The sequence below is a fragment of the Actinoplanes sp. NBRC 103695 genome (genome assembly GCF_030269485.1).
GTDB lineage: Bacteria > Actinomycetota > Actinomycetes > Mycobacteriales > Micromonosporaceae > Actinoplanes.
In genome coordinates this window covers 388812-410478 of record NZ_BSTL01000003.1, presented here as the reverse complement: position 1 = coordinate 410478, position 21667 = coordinate 388812, and the positions used below count along the sequence as shown (strand labels likewise).

21 protein-coding genes are annotated in these 21667 nt (G+C 70.6%); 13 read left to right on the top strand and 8 right to left on the bottom strand.

The window, feature by feature from the left end; genetic code table 11:
- Window positions 1-59: 59 nt before the first annotated feature.
- The 3 genes from QSK31_RS06490 to QSK31_RS06480 all read left to right on the top strand — a co-directional run bounded on the left by QSK31_RS06490 (window position 60) and on the right by QSK31_RS06480 (window position 2806).
- Entirely contained in the window at window positions 60-881 is an 822-nt protein-coding gene (locus tag QSK31_RS06490) for a S8 family serine peptidase (RefSeq protein WP_285681914.1), read from the top strand.
- Window positions 862-1482 carry a GAF domain-containing protein gene (locus tag QSK31_RS06485; protein ID WP_285681913.1) on the top strand — a complete coding sequence of 207 codons (621 nt, stop codon included), beginning with the start codon at window positions 862-864 and terminating at the stop codon, window positions 1480-1482. Before QSK31_RS06490 ends, QSK31_RS06485 begins: the two co-directional genes overlap by 20 nt.
- Before the next feature lie 76 nt (window positions 1483-1558).
- A complete protein-coding gene (locus QSK31_RS06480; RefSeq protein WP_285681911.1) occupies window positions 1559-2806 on the top strand; it encodes a helix-turn-helix domain-containing protein in 1248 nt (415 codons plus the stop codon).
- On the opposite strand, the gene QSK31_RS06475 is transcribed toward QSK31_RS06480, so the two are convergent.
- Together QSK31_RS06475 and QSK31_RS06470 are read right to left on the bottom strand one after the other, a co-directional pair.
- Window positions 2801-4150, bottom strand: coding sequence for a radical SAM/SPASM domain-containing protein (locus QSK31_RS06475; protein ID WP_285681910.1), 1350 nt, complete (start codon window positions 4148-4150; stop codon window positions 2801-2803). The genes QSK31_RS06480 and QSK31_RS06475 overlap by 6 nt on opposite strands.
- Window positions 4151-4164: 14 nt before the next feature.
- Window positions 4165-4350 (bottom strand): hypothetical protein, encoded by a 186-nt coding sequence (locus tag QSK31_RS06470; protein ID WP_285681909.1) that lies wholly within the window; start codon window positions 4348-4350, stop codon window positions 4165-4167.
- A gap of 155 nt (window positions 4351-4505) precedes the next feature.
- Between QSK31_RS06470 and QSK31_RS06465 the strand changes: the two genes are divergently transcribed.
- Window positions 4506-5078, top strand: coding sequence for a winged helix-turn-helix domain-containing protein (locus tag QSK31_RS06465; RefSeq protein WP_285681907.1), 573 nt, complete (start codon window positions 4506-4508; stop codon window positions 5076-5078).
- Between the two features lie 92 nt (window positions 5079-5170).
- Here QSK31_RS06465 and QSK31_RS06460 read toward each other — a convergent pair whose 3' ends face one another.
- The 4 genes from QSK31_RS06460 to QSK31_RS06445 all read right to left on the bottom strand — a co-directional run bounded on the left by QSK31_RS06460 (window position 5171) and on the right by QSK31_RS06445 (window position 7857).
- The gene (locus QSK31_RS06460; RefSeq protein ID WP_285681906.1) at window positions 5171-6631 is read right to left on the bottom strand and encodes a flavin-containing monooxygenase; all 1461 of its coding nucleotides are present in this window, start codon (window positions 6629-6631) and stop codon (window positions 5171-5173) included.
- Window positions 6628-6774 carry a hypothetical protein gene (locus tag QSK31_RS06455; RefSeq protein ID WP_285681905.1) on the bottom strand — a complete coding sequence of 49 codons (147 nt, stop codon included), beginning with the start codon at window positions 6772-6774 and terminating at the stop codon, window positions 6628-6630. Before QSK31_RS06455 ends, QSK31_RS06460 begins: the two co-directional genes overlap by 4 nt.
- A gap of 188 nt (window positions 6775-6962) precedes the next feature.
- Window positions 6963-7439: an MmyB family transcriptional regulator gene (locus QSK31_RS06450; protein WP_285681904.1), complete on the bottom strand. Its 477-nt coding sequence runs from the start codon at window positions 7437-7439 to the stop codon at window positions 6963-6965.
- Window positions 7440-7593: 154 nt separating this feature from the next.
- The gene (locus QSK31_RS06445) at window positions 7594-7857 is read right to left on the bottom strand and encodes a GlsB/YeaQ/YmgE family stress response membrane protein (RefSeq protein WP_285681903.1); all 264 of its coding nucleotides are present in this window, start codon (window positions 7855-7857) and stop codon (window positions 7594-7596) included.
- Window positions 7858-7874: 17 nt separating this feature from the next.
- Here QSK31_RS06445 and QSK31_RS06440 point away from each other — a divergent pair, with 17 nt between their 5' ends.
- From QSK31_RS06440 to QSK31_RS06430, 3 genes are all read left to right on the top strand, one after another.
- Window positions 7875-8168: a hypothetical protein gene (locus QSK31_RS06440; protein ID WP_285681902.1), complete on the top strand. Its 294-nt coding sequence runs from the start codon at window positions 7875-7877 to the stop codon at window positions 8166-8168.
- Between the two features lie 35 nt (window positions 8169-8203).
- Window positions 8204-9409: a PP2C family protein-serine/threonine phosphatase gene (locus QSK31_RS06435; protein WP_285681901.1), complete on the top strand. Its 1206-nt coding sequence runs from the start codon at window positions 8204-8206 to the stop codon at window positions 9407-9409.
- Window positions 9410-9662: 253 nt separating this feature from the next.
- Window positions 9663-10559 carry a hypothetical protein gene (locus QSK31_RS06430; RefSeq protein ID WP_285681900.1) on the top strand — a complete coding sequence of 299 codons (897 nt, stop codon included), beginning with the start codon at window positions 9663-9665 and terminating at the stop codon, window positions 10557-10559.
- A gap of 23 nt (window positions 10560-10582) precedes the next feature.
- Here the strand turns inward: QSK31_RS06430 and QSK31_RS06425 are convergent, their stop codons facing one another.
- Window positions 10583-13723: an AfsR/SARP family transcriptional regulator gene (locus tag QSK31_RS06425; protein WP_285681899.1), complete on the bottom strand. Its 3141-nt coding sequence runs from the start codon at window positions 13721-13723 to the stop codon at window positions 10583-10585.
- Window positions 13724-14200: 477 nt separating this feature from the next.
- Window positions 14201-14956, bottom strand: coding sequence for a DeoR/GlpR family DNA-binding transcription regulator (locus QSK31_RS06420; RefSeq protein WP_285681897.1), 756 nt, complete (start codon window positions 14954-14956; stop codon window positions 14201-14203).
- Window positions 14957-15173: 217 nt separating this feature from the next.
- On the opposite strand from QSK31_RS06420, the gene QSK31_RS06415 reads away from it, so the two are divergent.
- The 6 genes from QSK31_RS06415 (at window position 15174) to QSK31_RS06390 (ending at window position 21645) form a co-directional block, all read left to right on the top strand.
- Window positions 15174-16505, top strand: coding sequence for an ABC transporter substrate-binding protein (locus tag QSK31_RS06415; protein ID WP_285681896.1), 1332 nt, complete (start codon window positions 15174-15176; stop codon window positions 16503-16505).
- Complete coding sequence (locus QSK31_RS06410) at window positions 16505-17476, top strand: carbohydrate ABC transporter permease (protein ID WP_285681895.1); 972 nt, start codon at window positions 16505-16507, stop codon at window positions 17474-17476. The genes QSK31_RS06415 and QSK31_RS06410 overlap by 1 nt, the downstream gene beginning before the upstream one ends.
- Window positions 17477-17502: 26 nt before the next feature.
- Window positions 17503-18309, top strand: coding sequence for a carbohydrate ABC transporter permease (locus QSK31_RS06405; protein WP_285681894.1), 807 nt, complete (start codon window positions 17503-17505; stop codon window positions 18307-18309).
- 23 nt (window positions 18310-18332) lie between these two features.
- Window positions 18333-19631, top strand: coding sequence for a D-tagatose-bisphosphate aldolase, class II, non-catalytic subunit (locus QSK31_RS06400; RefSeq protein ID WP_285681892.1), 1299 nt, complete (start codon window positions 18333-18335; stop codon window positions 19629-19631).
- Window positions 19628-20779, top strand: coding sequence for an SIS domain-containing protein (locus QSK31_RS06395; protein ID WP_285681890.1), 1152 nt, complete (start codon window positions 19628-19630; stop codon window positions 20777-20779). Before QSK31_RS06400 ends, QSK31_RS06395 begins: the two co-directional genes overlap by 4 nt.
- 119 nt (window positions 20780-20898) lie before the next feature.
- On the top strand, window positions 20899-21645 hold the full coding sequence (locus QSK31_RS06390; RefSeq protein WP_285681888.1) for an IclR family transcriptional regulator: 747 nt from the start codon (window positions 20899-20901) through the stop codon (window positions 21643-21645).
- Window positions 21646-21667: the final 22 nt, after the last annotated feature.

Genomic DNA, 21667 nt, shown 5'->3' with positions numbered 1-21667 from the left:
CCGATGTGCCGTGGCGGCGGCCACGCCCGCGCCACGTGCCGGGCCTGCCCGCCTGGGGCATGCCGGCCGCCGACGATCTGACGCACGCGCTGCGGTCCAACCTCTTCGGCGGGGTGGGCCCGGCTTGGGCACTGGACGACGCGGACGGGTCCGGTGTGCGCGTCTGCGTGCTGGACAGCGGTGTGGGCGAGCATCCGCTGGTCGGCCCGATCGACCAGGCCTGGGAGGTGGTCACCCAGGAGGGCCGGGTGCCGCGGGTGCGCCCGTGCGAACCGGGGGACGACGCGGGCCACGGCACCGCCTGCGCCGGCATCATCCGGCAGCTCGCGCCCAGGGTGTCGCTGAGCTCGATGAAGGTGCTCGCCGGTGGGCGTTCCGGCTCCGCGGCGGCGCTGCTCGCCGGCCTGCACCACGCCGTCGAAGAGGGCTTCGATGTGATCAACATGAGTCTGTCGACGGCCCGGCCGGAGTATCGCGGCCGGCTTTCCGAACTGTGCGACCGAGCCTATTTCCGCCGTTGCACGCTGGTGGTGGCAGCGCACAACCTGCCGATCGAGAGCTTCCCGTGGAACTTCGCCTCGGTGATCTCGGTAGCCAGCCACGCCGAACCGGATCCGATGCGGTTCTACTACAACCCGGCACCGCCGGTGGAGTTCTGTGCGCGCGGTGTCCGGGTGCCGGTGGCGACCCCGGGCGGAGGAACAATGCGCAACAGCGGCAACAGCTTCGCGGCGCCGCACATCGCCGGGATAGCCGCGCTCGCGCTGAGCAAACACCCGTGGCTGACGCCTTTTCAGCTCAAGTCCGTTCTCTACCACTGCGCCGCGAACGTCTCGACCCAGGGGGAAGACGATGAAGTCCGTGTCGAACGACAGTATTGACGGGATCACCGAACGCCGCCTGCTCCAGTCCGTGGTGGGTGTGGCCCGGCATGTGTACGCCGCGGCTGCCTCGTCGGTGTTCATGGTCGACCGGGACACCGGGGAGCTGACCTTCGCGGCGGTCGCCGGCACGGGTCAGCAGGGCCTTGTCGGCATGCGCTTCCCGGCCGGCACCGGCATCGCGGGCTGGGTGGCCTCGAGCTGCCAGACGCTGATCGCCGACGACGTGTCCCGGACCGATCGGTTCGCCCGGGACGCGGCCGCGTCCACCGGCTTCCTGCCGTCCAGCATCATGGCGGCGCCACTGCTGGTGGACGGCGAGTGCATCGGCGTGCTCGAGGTGTTGGACCGGGGCGCCACCGGCACCGACGGGAGCGGTCGCGACCTCGATGACCTGGAGATGCTGGACCTGCTCGCCGTCCAAGCCGCGCTGGGCCTGGCCCTGCTGAGACGGCGGCAGGTCAATCGGGTGGTGCCGCCGATCGGCAGCCTGGTGGAGCGGCTGTCCGACTACGCGGCCATGGACTCGACCGATCCGCTCGCGGTGGCACTGCTCGGGGTCTCCTTGGATCTGCTCGAGCGGGCCGCCCCGGAGTCTTGACCCCCGCACCCATCATCCAAGATAATTTGGATGTCGCATTTCTTGAGGATCGCTCACGTGGCCGGAGGAAGGCACCATGCCGATGCCGCTCGCCGGAGAACCTTCCCTTCTCGAACCCCCTGGCTTACCGCCCGCCAGCACCTCCTTTCCCGACCTTCTGCGGCACCACCGCGTCCGGAGCGGGCTCACCCAGCGCACTCTTGCCGACCTCTCCACGGTCAGCCCGAGGACGATCCGCGATCTCGAGGCGGGCCGGGCGAACGCCCGGACGCAGACCATTCACCTGCTCGCCGACGGCCTGCGTCTGCGCGGCACGGCCCGCGAGCAGTTCGTCCAGGCCAGCCTGAGCCGGCGCAGCAGTCCATGCGACCGATGCGGCGCGACCGCTCCCCAGCCGGTCGACGCTCTCCTCGGACGCGACGACGAAGTACGGGTGATCGTCACGGCGCTGCGGTCCGGCGCGCGGCGCATGATCTGCCTGTCCGGACTGCCCGGTGTGGGCAAGACCCGGGTCGCCGCCGAGGTCGCGGCCCGGCTCGGCGAGGAAGCCCAGTGGCCGGTGCTGTGGGTCGGCCCCGACGCTCCCGCCTTCGACATGTCCGGCTCGCTCGACTCCGTCATCCACCAGCCCGCCCTCCTCGTGCTCGACAGCATGACCACCGAACCCCTCGCCGTGCTGGCCGCCGGCCTCCTGGCCCGCTACCCGGCGTTGCACGTGCTCAGCACGTCCCGGGCACCCTGGCACGTGCCGGGCATACAGGCGACGGTGCTGTCCCCTCTGGCCACACCCGACGCCGGCGACCCTCGCGACACGCCCGCGGTCCGGCTGTTCGCCGACCGGTTCACCGACGTACGGCCCGGCTTCGCGCTCAGCGCCGCCAACGCGAGCGCCGTGGCGGAGATGTGCCGCCGGCTCGACGGGCTGCCGCTGGCCCTGGAGACCGTGGCGGCACGCGGGCGGGTGCTCGGGCTCGACCACCTGCTCGACATGCCCGTGCCCGACCTCCTCGACCTGACCGTCCCCGCTCGCCCGGGCGAGCCGTCCGCGACGATCGGCGGCCTGATCGGCGCCACGGTCCGGCAGCTCGACACCCAGGGCCAGACGATCCTGCGGCGGCTCGCCCAGGACGACGGCACGTGGACGGTCGCCGGCGCGGCCGCCGTCCTGCGCCGCCCGCTGGATCAGGTCGTGGACGCTCTCGATCTGTTCGTCGGGCGCGGCCTGCTCCAGGCCACACACGGCGAACCGGTCACCACCCTGCGGCTGCCGAACCTGTTGCGCGCTCTCCTGGTACGAGCGGACACTCGGGTCCGGCGCTCATGAACCGACGATCGGCAGGTACCCGGCGTCCAAGGCGTACAGGTCGAGCCGCTGCAGAACATTGTCGCGCAGTGGAGGACAGGGCGACTTACCTTCGCGCCACAGTTTCGGGCAGGCGCCACCGCACAGGGGAAGGATCGCGCACGTACGGCACGGCGTCTCGCCCGCGTTCACCGCGTCGTACCAATCGTCGTAGGCGCCGGTCGGCCGGGGCGCAGCCGCGTCCATCCCGGACACGTGCCCGAGATGATCGTCGCCGGCCCCCGGGACCAGCGGTTGCTCGGTGCAGCCGTAGACCCGCCCGTCGGGCGCGATCACCTCGCTGTGCCGCGTCGTCGCCGCGCACACGACCGTACGCGGGCCGGAGGGCAGCAGCGGAAAGCGCAGCCCGTGCCGTCGGTACGCGAGAAACCACTCCAGCTCGACGGCGGCCATCGCCTCGCCGGTCACGGCAACGTCGTCGATCTGGTTGCCCCACGAGTGGATCGGCGCCGGATAGCAGAGGACGCGGTCGTGCGCGAGACCGGCCGTCGCCAGCGTCGCGGCGAACTCCTCCGCCAGTGTGGCGTTGTGTCGTCCCACGTTCGTACGCACCGTGAACCGCAGACCACCGAGCTCGGGATCGTCCAGCGCGCTCCCGAGCACCTCGACGATGCGCCGGAACGAACCGCCACCGCGCTTGAGCGGCCGGGCGGCGTCGTGCACTTCGGCCGGGCCGTCCAGGGTGACCTCGATCCGATCGATCCGGCACTGCCGATGCAGCACCCGCAACTTGCGCGCGTCGAGCAACGTGCCGTTGGTGATCAGCTTCGCCGTGTAGCCGACCCCGGCCGCCTCGGTCGCGGCCACGAAGCAGGTGGACAGATCCCGCAGCACCGCGTAGCCCATCAGCGGCTCACCGCCGAACCATCGCACCGCCACCGTGTCGTACCGGCCGGAGGTTGTGGCCCGCTCGACCCGCCTCGCCACCGCGGACCTGTGGGCCGCGCCGGCGGCGAGCCGCTCGTGCCGCTGACCGCAGTAGCCGCACCCCATGTTGCAGTAGGCGGTCGGCATCAGGACGAACTCGCGGACCCGCCGATCCCGGGCGTCGTCGCGGCCCGCCGCCAGCACCTCGGCGGCCTCGTCCCGCTCCGCCTCGACGAGCAGACCGGCCGCGGCGAGCCGACGCTCCCCTTCCGCTCCGCTCTCCCCCTCCGTCCCGGTCGCCGCCTCGAGCCGGGCGGCCGTGCCGAGATCCGCGAGGAACACCCGGGCGGTCCGGGTATGAAGGACGGGACGCACGACCCGCCCGGAGGGGTGACGGAAGACGGTCGCGCTGACCAGGGCGTATCGACTGGGTCGCATCGGCCGGGAAGAGATCAGGACTCCTGGCAGCCCCCGTTGGTGCCACCGGGCCCCTGCAGGAGATCGGTGGGTCGCTGAGTGATCTCGTCCAGCAGGAGACCCGCCTCGGTGTGGACGGTGTGGACGGTGATCGCGATGTGAGAAGCGGCCTGCTGAACCAGATCAGCCGCGTGAAGTACCAACCAGGACTCGAAAAGCACGGGTCACCTCTTGGTAGCGTGATCGAGATGTCCAAAGCTTGCCAGACGCTTCAACAAAGTCAAGCATCTCAATAAATTCGGCTGTCAAGGTCGAGTACGACGTTCAGGTTTAGGATCTTGCTGAGCAGCTGCCCGTCCCGCAGAGGAATTTGCCCATGATCTCCGCCCGAATCGTCCAGGATGTCGAGACGCTCAAGGCCCTCGCCGACCCGGCGCGCCTCAACATCCTCGAGATCATGATGATCGACCAGGCGCGCACGTGGACGGCCAAGGAACTCGCCGCCGCCATCCAGATGCCGATCAAGAAGATCTACTATCACCTGGGCCTGCTGGAACAACGCGACCTGCTCCACGTGCGTGACACCGCCGTGATCAACGGCATCATCGAGAAGCACTACGCAGCCTCTCAGGAGAGCATCCGGTTCCAGCGCGGCGCCGACCATCCCGACCCCGACGACGACATGGGAACCCTCGTCACGACCATGTTCGACGGAGCACGCGCCAACGTCCTGTCCGGACTCCGGTCCGGCAGCGCCGTGATGCACCGGGAGGCGCCGGACGACAAACGAGTGGTGGTCAGCTATTCCGCCTCCGCGATGTCACCGGAGCGCGCCGGCCGGTTCCGCGACGCCCTGCTCGAGGTGATCGAGGAGTTCCAAGCCACCAGCGTGCCGGGTGCGTCGCAGTTCGAGCTGCTGGTCGCCATCGCCCCCCGGACGGAACCTTAGAACACCCGCCGAGCCGGTCAGCCCGTGGAGCGGTCGACTCATGATCGATCGGTCACGGGTTCCTCGCCAGCCGGGACGCCTGAAGATGCAGGTCACCTGATGCCCGTTCGGGTGAACGCCGGGCGCGGGTTGCGCGAGGTCAGCCACCAGTAACGCATAGTGGCGGCGGGCCATGGGTTGGTGACCCGGCCAGTAGGGGTCTTGTACCAGCTCAAGCACCCCGCCGACCAGACAGTCCGGCGCATCCGGCGGGCCAGCCAGCGGCCGTAGCCGGCCATCGCCGCCTCGGTCACCTCGACCGCGCCGGGCAGCAGGCTCAAGCACTTCATGATGTACCTGACCTGGCATTCGATCATGAAGACGTTGGAGTTGTGGCCCAGGATGGTGTTCGGCCCGTGCACCAGGAAAAAGTTCGGGAAGCCGGGCACAGCCATGCCGTAGTAGGCGTCCGCCCCGTGCGACCACTGGTCGCCCAGGCTACGTCCGCCGCGGCCCACGACCTTCATGGGTACGAGGAACTCGGTCGCCCGGAAGCCGGTGGCATAGACGATCACGTCCGCGCGCCGCTGCTCACCCGTGCCGGTGCGCAGCCCGCTCGGCGTGATCCGCTCGATGCCGTCGGTCACCAGGTCGACGTTGGACCGGGTCAACGACGGGTAGAAACCGTTGTCGATGACGATCCGCTTGCATCCGATCGGGTAGTCCGGCACCAGCCGGCGGCGGAGCTCGGCCTGTGGCACCTGGCGCCGCAGATGCGCGAGCGCCGCCCACCGCGCGGGGCGGAACGACCATCCCCGGCTGATGACCGGCGACAGCGCCAGGTCCGCCGCGAGATAGGTGCCGGCTCGGACGACGTCGTGCAGGGCAGGAACGCGGCCCAGTGCCCAGCGGGTGACCCTGCCGAACTCCGCCTTCGGCTTCGGGATCACCCAGTTCGGGGTCCGCTGGTAGACGTCGACATGTCTGGCTCGCTCCGCCACGACGGGCAGCAATTGTGCCGCGCTGGAGCCCGTGCCGATCACCGCGACGTCCTTGCCGGTGAGCTCCAGCCCGTGGTCCCACCCGGTCGTGTGGAAGGCACGGCCGGCAAAGCTCTCCTGCCCGGCGATGACCGGGACGTGCGGCCGGTGCAACTGGCCGACCGCGGAGATGACGACGTCGAAGACCATCCGCTCACCGGCGGCGGTCGTAAGCGTCCACGAGGCGGTCTCCTCGGCGTACTCGGCCGCCACGATCTCGGTGCTCGTGCGCAGGTGCCCGCGCAACCCGTACTTGTCCGCCACACCGCGCAGGTAGTCGAGGATCTGCGGCTGCCCCGGGAACCGCACGTTCCGGCTGCGGTACTTCTCGAACGAGAACGAGTACAAGTGGGAGGGCACGTCGCAGCCGCAGCCCGGGTAGGTGTTGTCACGCCAGATCCCGCCCACCTCGCCGGCCTTCTCGAAGACCACGAACGACGTGCAGCCCGCCTCGCGCAGGGCGACCGCCATGCACAGTCCACCGAACCCTGCGCCGATAACAGCGACCCGTGCGTCGTCGGGGATTGCCGTCACCGGGGCACCATCATCAGCAGCTCGCCCTCGCGGACCGAAGACGACTCGGCCACCGACACGCCGTCCGCCGGATGCGAGCCGGCGACCACGAAGACCGGCACCCTGACGCCGGACACGGAAGCCAGAAGGTGGAGAGTGTCCATACGACAAACCCTAAGAGCCGGGTGGTGGAGCCCACGGCCACATTGCCCTGCCGTACCGGCAACCTTGCACCGAGCGAAGCCGGCTTCCACGGAAGGGCGGCGCCGGTGCCCCACCGGGCCGGTTCACACCGGCGGAGGTGTCGTGCGCGCGTCAGCCTGGCGGGTGGCTGCCCAGCAGACGCAGGGCGTCATCGCCGGCCGGGGCGGTGAGCACTGCCATGTTCAGGCCGGGGTCGGCGATCAGATGCACCATTTCGATGTGCAGGTCGAGGTCGCCTCAGGAACACGAACCGGGCGTGATTCACGGGCCGTACGGGATCGTCGAACATCGGCGCGTAGAGGGCCTCGGCAAGCGGATTGGCGGTGAGGATGTCGCCGCGCCCGTTGCCGACGAACGCGGGCACGTCAGTCAAGAGCTCGAGTACCCGGGTAACGCTGCGCCGGACCTGCGCGGCGGGCGGCCTGCGCCGGGGGCGGGCAGCCCGCCCGATGGTGCGGGCCAGGTCGGTGAGGTGCTGGTGTTCGGCCTCGTCGATCTTCTCCACCGATGGGCGCGGCGGTTGTCTGAACGCGGTTTCCCTTCGAGAAGGAGCAACATGGCTCACAAGGAAGTTCTCCTCGTCCTCGTCGCAGAGGTCGGCGCTCAGCACGCAGGCGCGCTCCATCCACCAAGGATCCGCACCGGCCAGGCTCGTCGATGCTGAACATCAGGGGCCGGGATGCCGCGGGCCGGCGGGCACGCTGAAGGCCATGAGGGCAACGTCGTCCTCGACCTTGTCGAAGGTGTCCAGCACCCAACGCGCCGAACAGGCAGCCGCGTTACCGGCGTACGCGCTTGGCCCACAGGGGGGCGACGATGGCGACCAAGGCGATGGCGGCGGCGATCTGGAGGATGTGGCGGATCCAGTCGAAGCCCCCGGTGTCCTCGACGCCCAGAGCCGTGGCGAGGAGGTTGCCGATGATGGCGCCGATCACGCCCAGGATGATGGTCAACCAGATCGGGATGTTCTGCCTGCCCGGCAGAATCGCTCGTGCGATGAGACCGATGATCAAACCGGCGATGATGGCCCAGATGAACGACATTATGTGCCCTTCGGTGAGTGTCTGAAGTCCTGGAGATGCCGGTGAAGTACCGGGGGTTCAAGGGCTCGCCGGTATGGACCCGCGCAGGATGCTGGTGCTTGGGTCGGTTGCGACGAGCACGATCGACGATGACCGTGTTTCCTCAATCTGTGACCGGCAAACACACGCGTCGAGGTCGGCTGTTCTTTCTCGGCAAGGGCGATCAGCTCACCGACTCCGTTACGCACGGTGGGCAGCCGCATCAGGCAGCAGGCCTGGTCGACGGCGGCTTCGGCAGCGGGGGCGACCAGGACCGTCCGAAGGGAACATGATGACCGGCCGGCCCATGTCGCCTTAGGCTTCGGGTGTGACTGAGGGACTGCGCGATGGTGAGCGGCTACGCCGGATCGAAGCCGTCACCGATGCGGCGCTGTCTCAGCTCGACTCCCCTGACCTGCTGGAGGAACTGCTCGACCGGGTCATCGATCTGCTGGCCGCCGACACCGCCGCGGTGCTGCTGCTCGACGCCCACGCCGGCCAGCTGGTCACCACCGCCGCCCGCGGCCTGGAAGACGAGGTCCGTCAAGGGTTCCGTCTCGCGATCGGCAGTGGTTTCGCCGGCCGGGTGGCCGACGCCCGTAAACCGGTCATCGTCACCGACGTCGCGTCGAGTGACGTGGTCAGCCCTGTTCTGCGGCGCAAGGGCATCACGTCGCTGCTCGGCGTGCCCATGTTCTTCGGCGGCGACGTCATCGGTGTGCTGCATGTCGGCACCTTCCACACCCGCGAGTTCACCGCCGACGATGCCCAGCTGCTGCAGATCGCCGCTGACCGCGCCGCCGTCGCCTGGCGTGACCGCTCGGTACAGGACGACCGCACCGCCGCAGCCGCGTTGCAGCGCAGTCTGCTGCCCGCGCGGCTGCCCCCGGTGCCCGGCCTCGAGCTCGCCGCCCGCTACGTGCCCGGCCACCACCTCGACATCGGCGGCGACTGGTACGACGTGTTCGCCCTGCCCACAGGGTGGCTCGGGGTGGTCATCGGCGACGTCTCCGGCCACGGTCTGGCCTCGGCCGTGGTGATGGGCCGGGTCCGCAGCGCCCTGCGCTCGTACGCGCTGATCAGCGACCAGCCCGCCGAGGTCCTCACCCACCTCGACCGCAAGATCAACCACTTCGAGGCCGGCAGTCTCACCACCGCCCTCTACGCCATGATCAGCCCCGACCGTGGCACCGTGCGGCTGTCGTCGGCCGGGCACTTCGCACCGATCATCGCCGGGCCCGGCGAGCCCGCCCGGCACATCGGCATGCCGATCGACCCGCCCCTGGGCATCCGCCGGCTCCAGCGCGCCCGCCGTGGTGCAACCGTGGAACTGCCGGTCGGCGCGGTGCTCGTCTGCTACACCGACGGCCTGATCGAGCGTCGCGGCGAACTCATCGACGAAGGCCTGCGACGGCTGCGCGGCCACGTCACACCGGCGTCGGCCGACCTGACCTGCGCCGCCGCCATGGCCGAGGCGACGGCCGAGCCGCTCACCGACGACGCGGCGGTCCTCGCACTACGCCGGACGCAGTAAACGCGAACGAGGCAGCCGCGCCGGCCACCACGTCAAGATCGTCTGGGCCGGCATCCCCCTCACAGCCAGAACTAAGCCCGCCACAGCGATCACCGTCGGCAGTGAGGCCCGGGCCGTGCGGCTGCCCACCAGCCGACTCGCGGCTCGCTGAGCGGGCCGATCCGGCCGGTTGCCCACCGGTTGCCCATCGAATGCCCATGGTGGTGCGCCACGGTTCCGGCGCAGGCATCACCGGGATTCGAGGAGGAACCACATGCAAGTGCGGACCAGAATTTTGTGGGCGATGGGTGCGGTTGTGGCCGTACTCGCCGCCCAGGCCGTGAACAGCGCCCCAGCGGCGGCCGCGACCCTGCCGTTCGGCACTGTCAGGGCCTTCGTGACGCAGTCCGTGCCCGATCTGCGGCCCGAAAAGCCCCACAGCACCCCGTGTCCGGCGGGCGAGCGGGTCCTCGGCGGCGGTGCCTTCACCGTCGGGGGCATCCACGCCGTGATCACCGAGATGCAGCCGATCCACCCGGCCACCGGCCCGGACCGGTTCCAGGTCACCGCCGCGGCCGACCAGTTCGGCATCGCCGGGGTGTGGAGCATTCAGGTGTTCGCGTTCTGCGGTGTTGTGCCGGCCAGCGCTCAACTGGAGATCCAGCAGCTCACCAACCCGTCGACCTCGGCCCCCGTTTCCCAGGCGGGCACGCGATGCTCGCCGGGCAAGCTGGTGGTCGGTACCGGCGGAAAGATCGACAACGGCGGCGGGCAGGTCGACCTCGGCACGGTGCCGGGCAGCAGCGGGGGCGCCACCGCCACGAGCGCGGCGCTGGCGAAGGAGGACGCCGACGGTTTCGCAGGCCAGTACACGCTCACCGGATACTCCGTGTGTGCGCTGCCGAACCACCCGCTCGACTTCGAGATGGTCCGGCAGACCTTCCGGTCCGCCGGCGCCGTGCCGAGCCAGACGGCCGTGATCGCCTGCCCGTCCGGGATGGCGCTGACCGGTCTCGCCGGCGCGACCGTCCGGGCCGGCACGCACCTCCAGCAGATCCGGCCGACTGTTGCCGGCGGCCGACCGGCGAACCTCGCCTCCTTCGGTGCCCAGTCGGCGCCGACGCCGGACACGGCGTGGGACATGGACGCCACGGTGTTCTGCGCTCGATGAATGGCGCGGGTCACCGTCCCGCCTCACGCGGCGGGATGGTGGCCCGTCCGGCGCCGGCTCTCCTCGGCCTGGTCGGCGTGCCGGGCGCTCTGGCCGTCGCGGCGAGCGTGGTGGATCTCGGCGAGCATGGCATGCGCGTCGCCCACCAGCACCTCGTAGCCGTCCTTCCGGGCCAGTTCCAGCGCCTCCCGGGCGTACGAGCGGGCCTCGTCGTGCCGGCCGAGCCGCAACCCGGCGGCGGCCAGTCCGACCAGTGCGTCCCCTTCCAGGCGCCGGCTGGCCGTCTCCCGGGCGACGTCGCGGGCGGCCCGATGTTTCTCCATGGCGCCGCGGTGGCGGCCGAGGAGCCGGTCCGCGAGGCCCGCGACGTTCAGCGCGATCGCCTCGGTCTGCCGATCCCCGATCAGGCGGGCCGTCTCCAGGGCGCCGAGCGCCTGGGCCCGGGCCGGGCCCGGCCGCCCTCGATCGCATTCCAGCCAGGCGAGGTAGCAGTCGGTCACCGCCGTCCCGTCCCGATCGCCCACCCGCAGGTAGCGGTCCTTCGCGGCGATCAGGTGGTCCCAGGCCTCGTCGAGCCGGCCCAGTTCTAGGCCGGCCCGCCCGAGGCCGGTCAGCGCCAGCGCCTCACCGTGCAGGCTGCCGACGGCACGGCTCAGCTCCAGGCCCGAGGCGAAATGCCGGAAGGCGTCGTCCAGCCGGCCCATCTCCAGGTAGGCCTCGGCCAGCATGCTCAGGTTGTTGGCCTCCCCCGCCCGACGGCCCAGGCGCCGGTCGATGGCCAGAGCCTCCTCCAGCCAGCGGACCGCCGCCGGGAGCCGGCCGATCTTGCGGGACACGATGCCCAGGTTGCCCAGCGTCGTGGCCTCGGACTGCGGCCAGCCGGCGACCCGGGCCAGGCGCAGCGCCTCGTGGTACTGCCGCATCGCCTCGCCGTGCTCGCCGACGCTGCGGTACGCCGTGCCGAGGCTGTGCCGGGCCGCCGCCTCCGCGGCCGGGTCGTTCTCGTGCCGGGCGGCGAGCAGCGCCGCGTCCGCCGCGGTGAACCAGTCGGCGGCGTACCGGCGCAGGTGGAAGTATCCGCGCAGGGTGTCGGCGAGCTGCCATCCGGCGCGCCGCGGACCATGCGCCGCGGCGTACCTGATCGCGATCACCAGGTTGTGCCGCTCAGCCTCCAGCCAGGCGAGCGCGGCCGTCTCGTCGGGGTACGTGTGGCGGCCGGTGGCCGGGACCGGCGTGGCGCTGGGGAGGCGGAGCATGTGTGGGTAGAGCGTGTCGGCGGCGGCCCGGGCGCGGCGCAGGTAACCGTCGTAGAGCCGGTCGATCGCCGCACGCCGCCGATCGGGCGGGTCCTCGTCGTCCGCCCGCTCCATCGCGTAGAGCCGGAGCAGGTCGTGTGACACGTACCGGCCGCGGGCGTGCTCGTCGAGCAGGTGCGCGTCGGTGAGGTGGCGCAGAAGACCGGCGGCCTCCCGCGGACCGGTGTCACCGAGCACGGCCGCCGCGTCGTCCGCGGTGTGATCGGCGCTGGGCGCGATGCCGAGCAGGCGGAACAGGCGCCGGGCCGGGGTCGCCAGGCCGGAGTAGGACAGGTTGTAGGAGGCGCGGACGGCGTGCTGCTCGTCATTTCCCACGGCGAGCACCCCGAGCGGACTGAGAGCGTCCATCTCGGCGACCTGGTCGGCGACGGTCCGTTGCGGGTAGAGCGTCAGGTTGGCCGCGGCGATGCGAAGGGCCAACGGCAGGTACGCGCACCGCGCGGCCAGCTCGGCCACGGCGGCCGGTTCCGCGGCGACCCGGTCCCCGCCGAGCACTGTTTCGAGCAGGGCCCTCGCCTCCGGCGGCGACAGCACGTCGAGGGTGAGGTGCGCGGCGCCGTCCCGGGCCACCAGCCCGCCGAGCTTGTCGCGGCTGGTGACCAGCACCAGGCCGGGCCGCCCGCCGGGCAGCAGGGGGCGGACCTGGTCGGCGCTGCTCGCGTTGTCCAGCACGACCAGGATCCGGCGGTCGGCCAGGATCGTGCGGTACAGGGCGGACGCCTGGTCCTGATCGGCCGGAATACGCTCGATCGGCACGTCGAGCGCCCGGAGGAAGCCGGTCAGCACCTCGATCGGGCGCAACCGCGGCGCCGCGGCGTACCCGCGCAGGTCGGCGTAGAGCTGGCCGCCGTCGAAGTGGTCGCGCACGCGGTGGGCCCAGCGCACCGCGAGGGCGGTCTTGCCGACACCGGCCGTCCCGCAGATCACGGCGATCGACCGCGCGTCCGCGCTGTCGCCCAGCACCTCGTCGAGACGGCTCAGGTCCTGCTCGCGGCCGGTGAAGGCGGACGCCGAGGTCGGTAACTGGGCGGGGACGGCGGCCGCCGCACCGGGCAGGACGGTGGCCGGCACGCCGGACGGGACGGCGGATGGGACGGCGGATGGGACGGCGGACGACACGCCGGACAGGACGTCCTGGTGCGCCTGCCGCAGCGCCGGCCCGGGCTCGACGCCCAGCTCGCCGACCAGCGTCGCCCGGACCGTCCGGTATGCCTCCAGCGCGTCGGCCTGCCGGTCCGAGCGGTGCAGCGCGGTGATGAGCTGGGCCCAGAACCGCTCGCGCAGCGGGTGGTCCGCGCTCAGCGTCTGCAACTCGGCGACGAGCTCGGCGTGCCGGCCAAGCCGCAGCTCGATGGCGACGCGCTGTTCGACGACGGTGAGCCGGTGCTCCTCCAGCCGGGCGGCCTCGGTCCGGCAAGGGTCGAGGTCGATGCCGTCGAACGCGGGTCCGCGCCACAGCGCCAGCGCCTCCCGCAGCGTGGCGGCGGCACGCTCCCAGGACGCCGTCTCGGCGAGCTGCTTCGCGTCCTTGACCAGCTCGTCGAATCGGTCCAGATCCGATGTGCCCGGAGGGAGGCTCAGCAGATATCCGGGCGCCCGGGTCAGCAGCACTCCCTCTCGTCCGGTGGTCAGCGCCCGGCGCAGGCCGGCGACGCACCCCTGCGCCAGGCTGCGGGCAGCGGCCGGGGCGGACGAACCCCAGAGCTGCTCGGTGATCTGGTCGATCGACACCACCCGGCCCGGTCTCGCCAGCAACAACGCGAGCAGTGCGCGCTGCTGCGGCCCGCCCAGCGCGACGAGCCGCTCGCCGTCGCGGACCTCGAGCGGGCCCAGGATGAGAAACCGCACGCGGCGACCCTAAACCGGACGGTTGCCAGACATTGTCGGCAATTCGATGATGTGGGACTCCCAACTGCCGGCGCCGTCGTCGCCGGCTGTGTGGCCCTGGGTCGTGTGCCGAGGCGGGTGGCCATGCCCCGACCCAGGCTGCCTCGTCGATCAGCTCGGGCCGCTCAGGAGGTGAACCTCGGGGACCCATTGACTGTCAGATGTGGACAAACTATATTCTCCAGCGTCAATCTCGGCAGCGATTCGATTCCATCGACAAGAGAACGGCGTGTTACAGACGCTGAGGCGCACTCGTCGAATGGTCATCGCGGAGCCGATCGCCCCGCCGGCGCGGCCGTCGTGCGCGGCGATCGCCCCGCTCCGGCGACCGGGCTGCGGCCTGCCGAGGTGAACGAACCACCCCGTGGCCGACCTCGACAAGGGCCGCCGTGCGCAGTTTTACGCAAGTAATGCGCACAACTGCTCAGCCAGCGACGACTACACCACGTGCACCCGGACACCGCTCTCGCTGAACTCGCGCAGCCGCTCCGGGTCGGCGTCCTTGTCGGTGATGATGTCGTCGACGCGGGCGAGCGGCACGATCCGCGCGAAGGTGACCCGGCCGATCTTGGAGCGGTCGGCGATGACGACGCTGCGGCGGGCGCGCTCGAGGAAGTTGCGGTCGGTCTGCGCCTCCATCTCGCGGTATGTGGTGCAGCCCGCCTGCGCCGACAGTCCGTCGACGCCGATGAACGCGATGTCCAGATGGTAGTTGTCCAGCATCATCTCGGCGGCCGGACCGACCAGCTCGTTGGACGGCTGGGCCACGCCGCCGATGACGACCAGGGTGATCTGCGGGCGGTGGACCAGCTCGGCGGCGATGTCGATGGCGTTGGTGACCACCGTGATGCCGCGCCGGTCGGCGAGCGCGCGGCCCACCTCGGCCGCGGTCGTGCCGCCGGTGAGGCCGACGACGGCGCCGTCCTCGACGAGCTCGGCCGCCGCCGTGCCGATGCGCCGTTTCTCGGCCTGGTTGCGCGTCGCCTTGACCCGTACCGACAGCTCTTGGCCGGTGTCCGCCACGACGGCGCCGCCGTGGGTTCGCTGCAGCAGGTGGCTGGCGCTCAACGACTGCAGATCGCGGCGGATCGTCGCCCCGGACACCCCGAGGGCCGCTGCCAGCTCGGCCACATCCACGCGGCCGGTCTCGGAGGCTCGCTCGAGGATTGCCGACATTCGATCCGTCTTGCGCACCTCACGAGACTAAGACACGCAGTCCAGCTGCGCAAATGAAAGTTTGCGCACCTAGTTTTGATCAAACGGCGAGCTGGCGTTGACCGGAATGAGCTCTGAGACCTACCGTCTGCGTGAGTGCGCAACACCTTGCAAAGATAACGGCCATAGCTGCGCAGGTGATCAGGGCTGGTTCCTGACGGGCGTGGGGACCGGACCCAAGGGAGGGCCGAGGATCATGAGAACAAGACCATTGCGGGCGACCTGGCGAGGGCTCGCCGGGCTCGGCGTCATCACCCTGCTCGCTGCCGGCTGCGGCGGCAACGGCGGGAGCACGTCGGACGAGTCGTCCAAGACGACCGGGGTGACGATCACCGTCGCCCTTCCCACAGACCCGCCGCCGGCCGCGGCCCTGGACGAGTTCACCAAGCAGACGGGCATCACCGTCAAGTGGGCATCCTCCGACTGGGACAGCCTGCAGACCAAGATCTCCGCCGCCGCGAGCGCGAACACCTACTTCGCCGACGTCACCAACGTCGACTGGTCGCGCGTCGGTCAGCTGGGCAAGCTCAAGTGGTTCCAGCCGCTGGAGACCAAACTCGATGCGAACTCGCTCAAGTCGGACATGCCCCAGCTGGCCTCGTTCACGCTCGACGGGCACATCATCGGCGTGCCGTACGACGCGTCGTACATGGTGACCACCGTCAACACCGAGCTGTTCGCCAAGGCCGGCATCACCAAGATGCCGACCACCATCGACGAGTACACCAACGATCTGAAGCAGATCAAGTCCAAGGGCGTCGTCAAGCACCCGCTCAACATCCCGTTCGCCGCCGCCGAGGGTCTGTCGACCTACTGGTACGAGACGACGCAGGCGTTCGGCGGCACCGTGCTCGACGCCAAGGGCAAGCCGCAGTTCACCGACCCCAACTCGCCCGGCTACAAGGCCGCCCAGTGGATGGTCGACGCGGTCAAGAGCGGCCTGGTGCCGCCCGGCAACGTCAACGTCAACGACAGCCAGGGCGAGCAGACCCTGATGGCGCAGGGTCAGGCCGCAAGCACCTTCTCCGACTACTCCGGCCTGATCAACAGCCTCTACAACGTCAAGAAGAGCTCCAAGGTGAGCGGCAAGATCCAGTACCTGAACACGCCGGGCGTGAGCGGGCCGGCCTCGAACCTGTCGAACCCCGACGGCATGGGCATCCCCAAGCAGGCGAAGTACCCGCAGGCCGCGGCGAAGTTCATCGAGTGGTTCACCAGCGCCACCACCCAGGAGAACTTCTCCGGGCTCAACGGTGAGGACAAGGTGTGGGGCTCGTCTTTCATCCCCTCACGCCTGAGCGTGGTGGAGAAGCTGTCCAAGGCCGGCAGCCTGGCCGACGGCGAACGGCTGTCCGCGATGCTCAAGACCGCGAAGCCGGTGTTCCCTGAGGGCGCCCCGGCCTGGTACCCCGCGTTCTCCAACGCCGTCTACACCAACCTGCACGCCGCGGCGACCGGCTCGATGACCGTCGCCGACGCCATCAACGCCATCGCCGCCGTCGCGAACAGCAAGGCGGGCGGTTCGTGATGGCCGCCCCGCGGGGACCGGTGCAGCCGGCGCCGCGGGGCGACGACACCATGCGTGACGAGGTGGCCGGGGACGCTCCGCGCCCGGCCACCCGTCCGCGCGGGCGGCGCTTCGAGCTGCTGCCGTACGTGCTCGTCGCCCCGGTGGCGATCTTCATCATCGGTCTCGCCATCGTTCCGGCGCTGTTCACGATCATCGAGTCGTTCTTCAAGGTCGACGAGCTGGACCCGCCCACCCGCTTCACCGGGCTGTCGAACTTCGTCGAGCTCTTCCGGAACGAGGCGGTGACGAACAGCGCCGTCAACACGGCGTTCTACGTCATCGTCGGCGTGGCGCTGTCGACCGTCCTCGGCATCGCGTTCGCGGTGCTGCTGCAGCGCCCCTTTCGCGGGCGGGGCGTGGTCATGGCGATCCTGATCCTGCCGTGGGCGCTGCCGGGCGTGGTCGAGGGCATCCTGTGGTCGGGCATCTTCGATCCCAACGCCGGCCTGGTCAACAGCCTCATCGCGACGCTGCACCTGGGCGCGGGCGACGGTGTGCTGCTCGGCCAGAACCGGCTGCTGACGATCGGGCTGATCGAGCTCGTCCAGGTCTGGCAGATGACGCCGCTGATGACGCTGCTGATCTTCGCGGCGCTCCAGCTGATCCCCGAGGAGCTCTACGAGGCGGCCATGGTCGACGGCGCCGGCCAGTGGCGCCGATTCACCACCATCACGCTGCCCCTGGCCCGCCCGGGTATTGCCGTGGCCATGGTTCAGGCGCTGATCACCACGCTGAACATCTTCGACCAGCCGTATGTGCTCAACGGCGCGGCCTCGACGGGCGCCTCGGTGACGATGCAGACCTACTTCATCAGCTTCCAAAACCTCAACTTCGGTCAGGGGTACGCGCTCTCGCTGCTGATCGCCTTGGTGACTGTGGCGTTGTCTTTCCTCGTCATCCGCTTCGTCTACCGAAAGGTCGAGCTGTGAGGACCCGCCGGCATCCGGTGAGAGCCGTGTCGCTCGTACTCGTCATCCTCTGGTCGGTCGTCCCGATCTACTGGGCGTTGAAGTCGAGCCTGCAGACGGAGAGTGACGCACGCTCACGCCCGGCCCAGTACGTCCCGGTGCACCCGACGCTGGACAACTTCCGGACGCTGCTGGTCGGCAACGGCGATCTGGCCTCGGGAATCCGGCAGAGCTTGCTCAACATCGTCATCGAGTGCGCCGCGGCGACCGTGGTCACCGTGACGCTGGCCGCGCTCGCCGCGTACGCCTTCGCCCGCTTCAAGTTCCGCGGCCGGACCGTGCTCTTCTACACGGTCCTGGCGACGATGGCCTTCCCGCCGTACACGACGCTCATCCCGCTCTACCGGATCATGAGCTCCGCCGGCCTGGTGAACACCTACACCGGCATCGTCCTGGTGTACGTCTCCGGGTTCCTGCCCCTGGCCGTCTGGGTGCTGCACAACTACTTCACCAGCATCCCGGAGAGCATCGAGGAGGCCGGTCTCGTCGACGGCGCGAACCGCCTGCAGGTGTTCTGGCGCCTGGTACTGCCGCTGGCGATCCCCGGCGTGATCTCGATCGCCCTGATCACGTTCCTGTTCGGGTGGGCCCAGTTCCTCTTCCCGCTGGTGCTCTCCACCGACCTGTCCACGCAGCCGCTCACCGTGCAGATCGCGGCCCTGCAGGGCCGGCACATCGTGCCCTCCACCCTGATGAGCGCCGCCGGCATGCTGGCGATCGCCGTGCCCGCCGTCATCGCCCTCGGGTTCAACCGCTACATCGTCAACGGACTCCTCGCCGGGAGCACCAAGTGACCGACGGAAGGGGAGATGACGGCATGAGTGACGCCTTCGACGACATCCTGTCCCGCCACCGCGGCGGCCAGGCCGTCGGCATCACCTCGGTGTGCTCCGCCAACCCGCTCGTGCTCCAGGCCGCCTGCGAGCAAGCGGTCGCCGACGACACCGCGGTCCTGATCGAGGCGACCAGCAACCAGGTCGACCAGTTCGGCGGCTACACCGGGATGCGTCCGGCCGACTTCCGCGACCTGGTGCACGGCATCGCCGACCGCGCGGGCCTGTCCCGCGAGCGCGTCGTCCTCGGCGGCGACCACCTCGGTCCGAACGTGTGGCGGTCGTTGCCGGCCGATGAGGCCATGAGCCGGGCGGACGACCTCGTCGCGGCGTACGTCGAGGCCGGCTACACGAAGATCCACCTCGACTGCACGATGGCCTGCGCCGATGATCGCGACCCCCTGACCGACGAGGAGGTCGCCGGGCGCGCCGCCCGCCTGGCGCGGGTCGCCGAGCAGAGCGCCCGGACCACGTTCGGCCGGAGCGACCTGCGGTACGTCGTCGGCACCGAGGTGCCGGTGCCCGGCGGCGCCCACGAGGAGATCGACGCGCTGACACCGACCTCGCCGGAGGCTGCGCGCGCCACCATCGAGGCGCACCGGGCCGCGTTCGCCGGCGCCGGCCTGGATGAGGCGTGGACCCGCGTCGTCGCCCTCGTCGTCCAGCCCGGCGTGGAGTTCGACGCGCTCCGCGTCGTCGACTACGACCGCGGTCGCGCCCGCGCGCTGAGCCACATGATCGAGGGCGGACAGCTGGTCTTCGAGGCGCACTCCACCGACTACCAGACCTCGGCCAACCTCACCGCGCTCGTGCAGGACCACTGGGCGATCCTCAAGGTCGGCCCCGGCCTCACGTTCGCACTGCGGGAGGCGCTGTTCGCGCTCGCCGCCATCGAGGCCGAGCTCGTCCCGGCCGGCGAAGCGTCGCGGCTGCCCGACGTCGTCGACGAGGTCATGGTCCGCGAACCGAAGTGGTGGAACGGCTACTACGAGGGCGACGAGGCCACTCGGCGGTTGGCGCGCCGCTACAGCTACAGCGACCGGATGCGCTACTACTGGCCGGACGATCGGGTGTCGGACGCCGTCGACCGGCTGATCGGCAACCTGCGGGCGTACCCGCCGCCGCCGTCGCTGATCAGCGCCCACCTTCCCGAGCAGTACGCGCGCGTCCGGGCCGGCGTACTGGAACCGGACCCGATCGCCCTGGCGGTGGACCACGTCCGCGACGTCCTTCGCCTCTACTCGACCGCCTGCAACCCCGAACCCGCGAGGAGCCTGCCTTGACCCCACCATCGGGCACCCTGACCGACATCGACCGGGCCGGAGCGACCGGCCGCGAGATCGCCCAGCAGCCGGCGATGTGGCGGCAGGTGGCCGCGGATCTGGCGTCCCACCGGGAGGCGCTCCACGACTTCCTCGGCCCGTTGCTCGCGCGCGACGACCTGCGTATCGTCCTGACCGGTGCGGGCACCTCCGCGTTCGCCGGCGACCTGCTCGCGCCCGCCCTGACCGGACGGCTGCGCCGGCGCGTGGACACGGTCGCCACGACCGACATCGTCTCCAACCCCGCGGAGGCCTTCGCCGAGGATCTCCCGACGCTCCTGGTGTCGTTCGCACGCTCGGGCGACAGCCCCGAGAGTGTCGCGGCGACCGTCCTCGCCGACCGCTTCCTCGGCTCGGTGCACCACCTCATCGTCACGTGCAACCCCGACGGCGAGCTGGCGAAGACGCACGGCGCGGCGGAGCGCTCGTATGTGCTTCTCATGCCTCCGGCGACCAACGACGCCGGCTTCGCGATGACGTCGAGCTTCACCTCGATGGTGCTGGCCACCTGGCTGGCCCTGGCCCCCGGCGCCGGCGAGGCCGAGACCGCCGAGCGCCTCGCCGACGCCGGGACGGCGGTGCTGCGCGACCACGCGGACGCCGTCGCCGGCCTCGCCGCACGCGGCTACCAGCGCATCGTCTATCTGGGCAGCGGCCCGCTCACCGCCCTGGCCCGGGAGTCGGCACTCAAGGTGCTCGAGCTCAGCGCCGGTTCCATCGTCAGCTTCTTCGACTCCGCCCTGGGCTTCCGGCACGGTCCGATCTCGGTCATCGACGGTCACAGCCTCGCGATCGTCTACCTGTCCGGCGACCCTTACACGAGGCGGTACGACGAGGACATCGCGGTCGAGCTCCGGTCCCGGATGGGCGTCGGCAACGTTGTCGTCGTCGCGGCGAAGCCCAGCGGACGGCTGGACCCGGTCTGGCTGGTCCCCGGGCTGGACGACGCCCCCGACGTCCTGGCAGCCCTGCCCTTCGTCCTGGTGGCGCAGTTGTTCGCGGTGGGCACCTCGCTGTCGCTCGGGCTCACCCCCGACTCACCGTTCCCGTCCGGCGAGGTCAACCGCGTCGTCAAGGGCGTGACCGTGCACCCGTACGACGAGAGGTAGCCGGTTCGCCCGAGGCCCGCTGCCGCGCCCGAGCCGGGCGCGAGCAGCCGGTACCTCGGCCCGTGCTGTCGCGGTAGTGGTGGTCGCGGCGCCGGGGCGGAGCGGCATACGCTGCGGAGATGACGGTGATCGCGAAGGTGGCCGCCATTCTCGACGCCTTCACCGCGGACGATCGCGGCGTGGGGTTCGCTGAGTTGCAGCGGCGTACCGGCCTGCCGAAGGCGACGCTGCACCGGCTGACCGCCGAGCTGGTCGTGGCCCGTCTGCTCGACCGGGTGAACGGGCGGTTCCACCTCAGCGGGCATCTGTTCACGCTGGGCATGCGCGCCTCGGTCGAGCGCGGCCTGCTCGAGGTGGCGACGCCCTTTCTCGAGGACCTCTACGAACGTACCCACGAGACGGTCCATCTGGGTCTGCGTGAGGGCACCGAGGTGGTCTACGTGGCCAAGGTGAGCGGTCACCGGCAGACGCGGGCGCCGTCGCGGCTCGGCGGGCGCCTCCCCTTGCATGCCACGGCGATCGGCAAGGCGCTGCTCGCCTTCGCGCCGGACGCCGTCCGCGCCGAGGTGCTGGCAGCGCCGCTGGCCCGGCTGGCGCCGCGGACCGTGACCTCGCCGGCTCTGCTGCGCCGGCAGCTCGACCGGGCGGCCGAGGCGGGGGTGACCTTCGAGGCGGAGGAGTCCGCGGTCGGCATCGTGTGCGTCGGCGCTCCGATCCTGGACGCCGACGATCTGGCGGTGGCCGCCGTCAGCGTCGCCGGGCCGGTCGGGCGCTTCCGGCCACGGCAGCACTTGGGCGCGGTGAAGGCCGCGGCCGCCGGCATCGCGGCCGTCCTGGCTCGGCGCGCCACCATGAGTTCCGCATAGCGGAACACAATGCTGGAGTGCC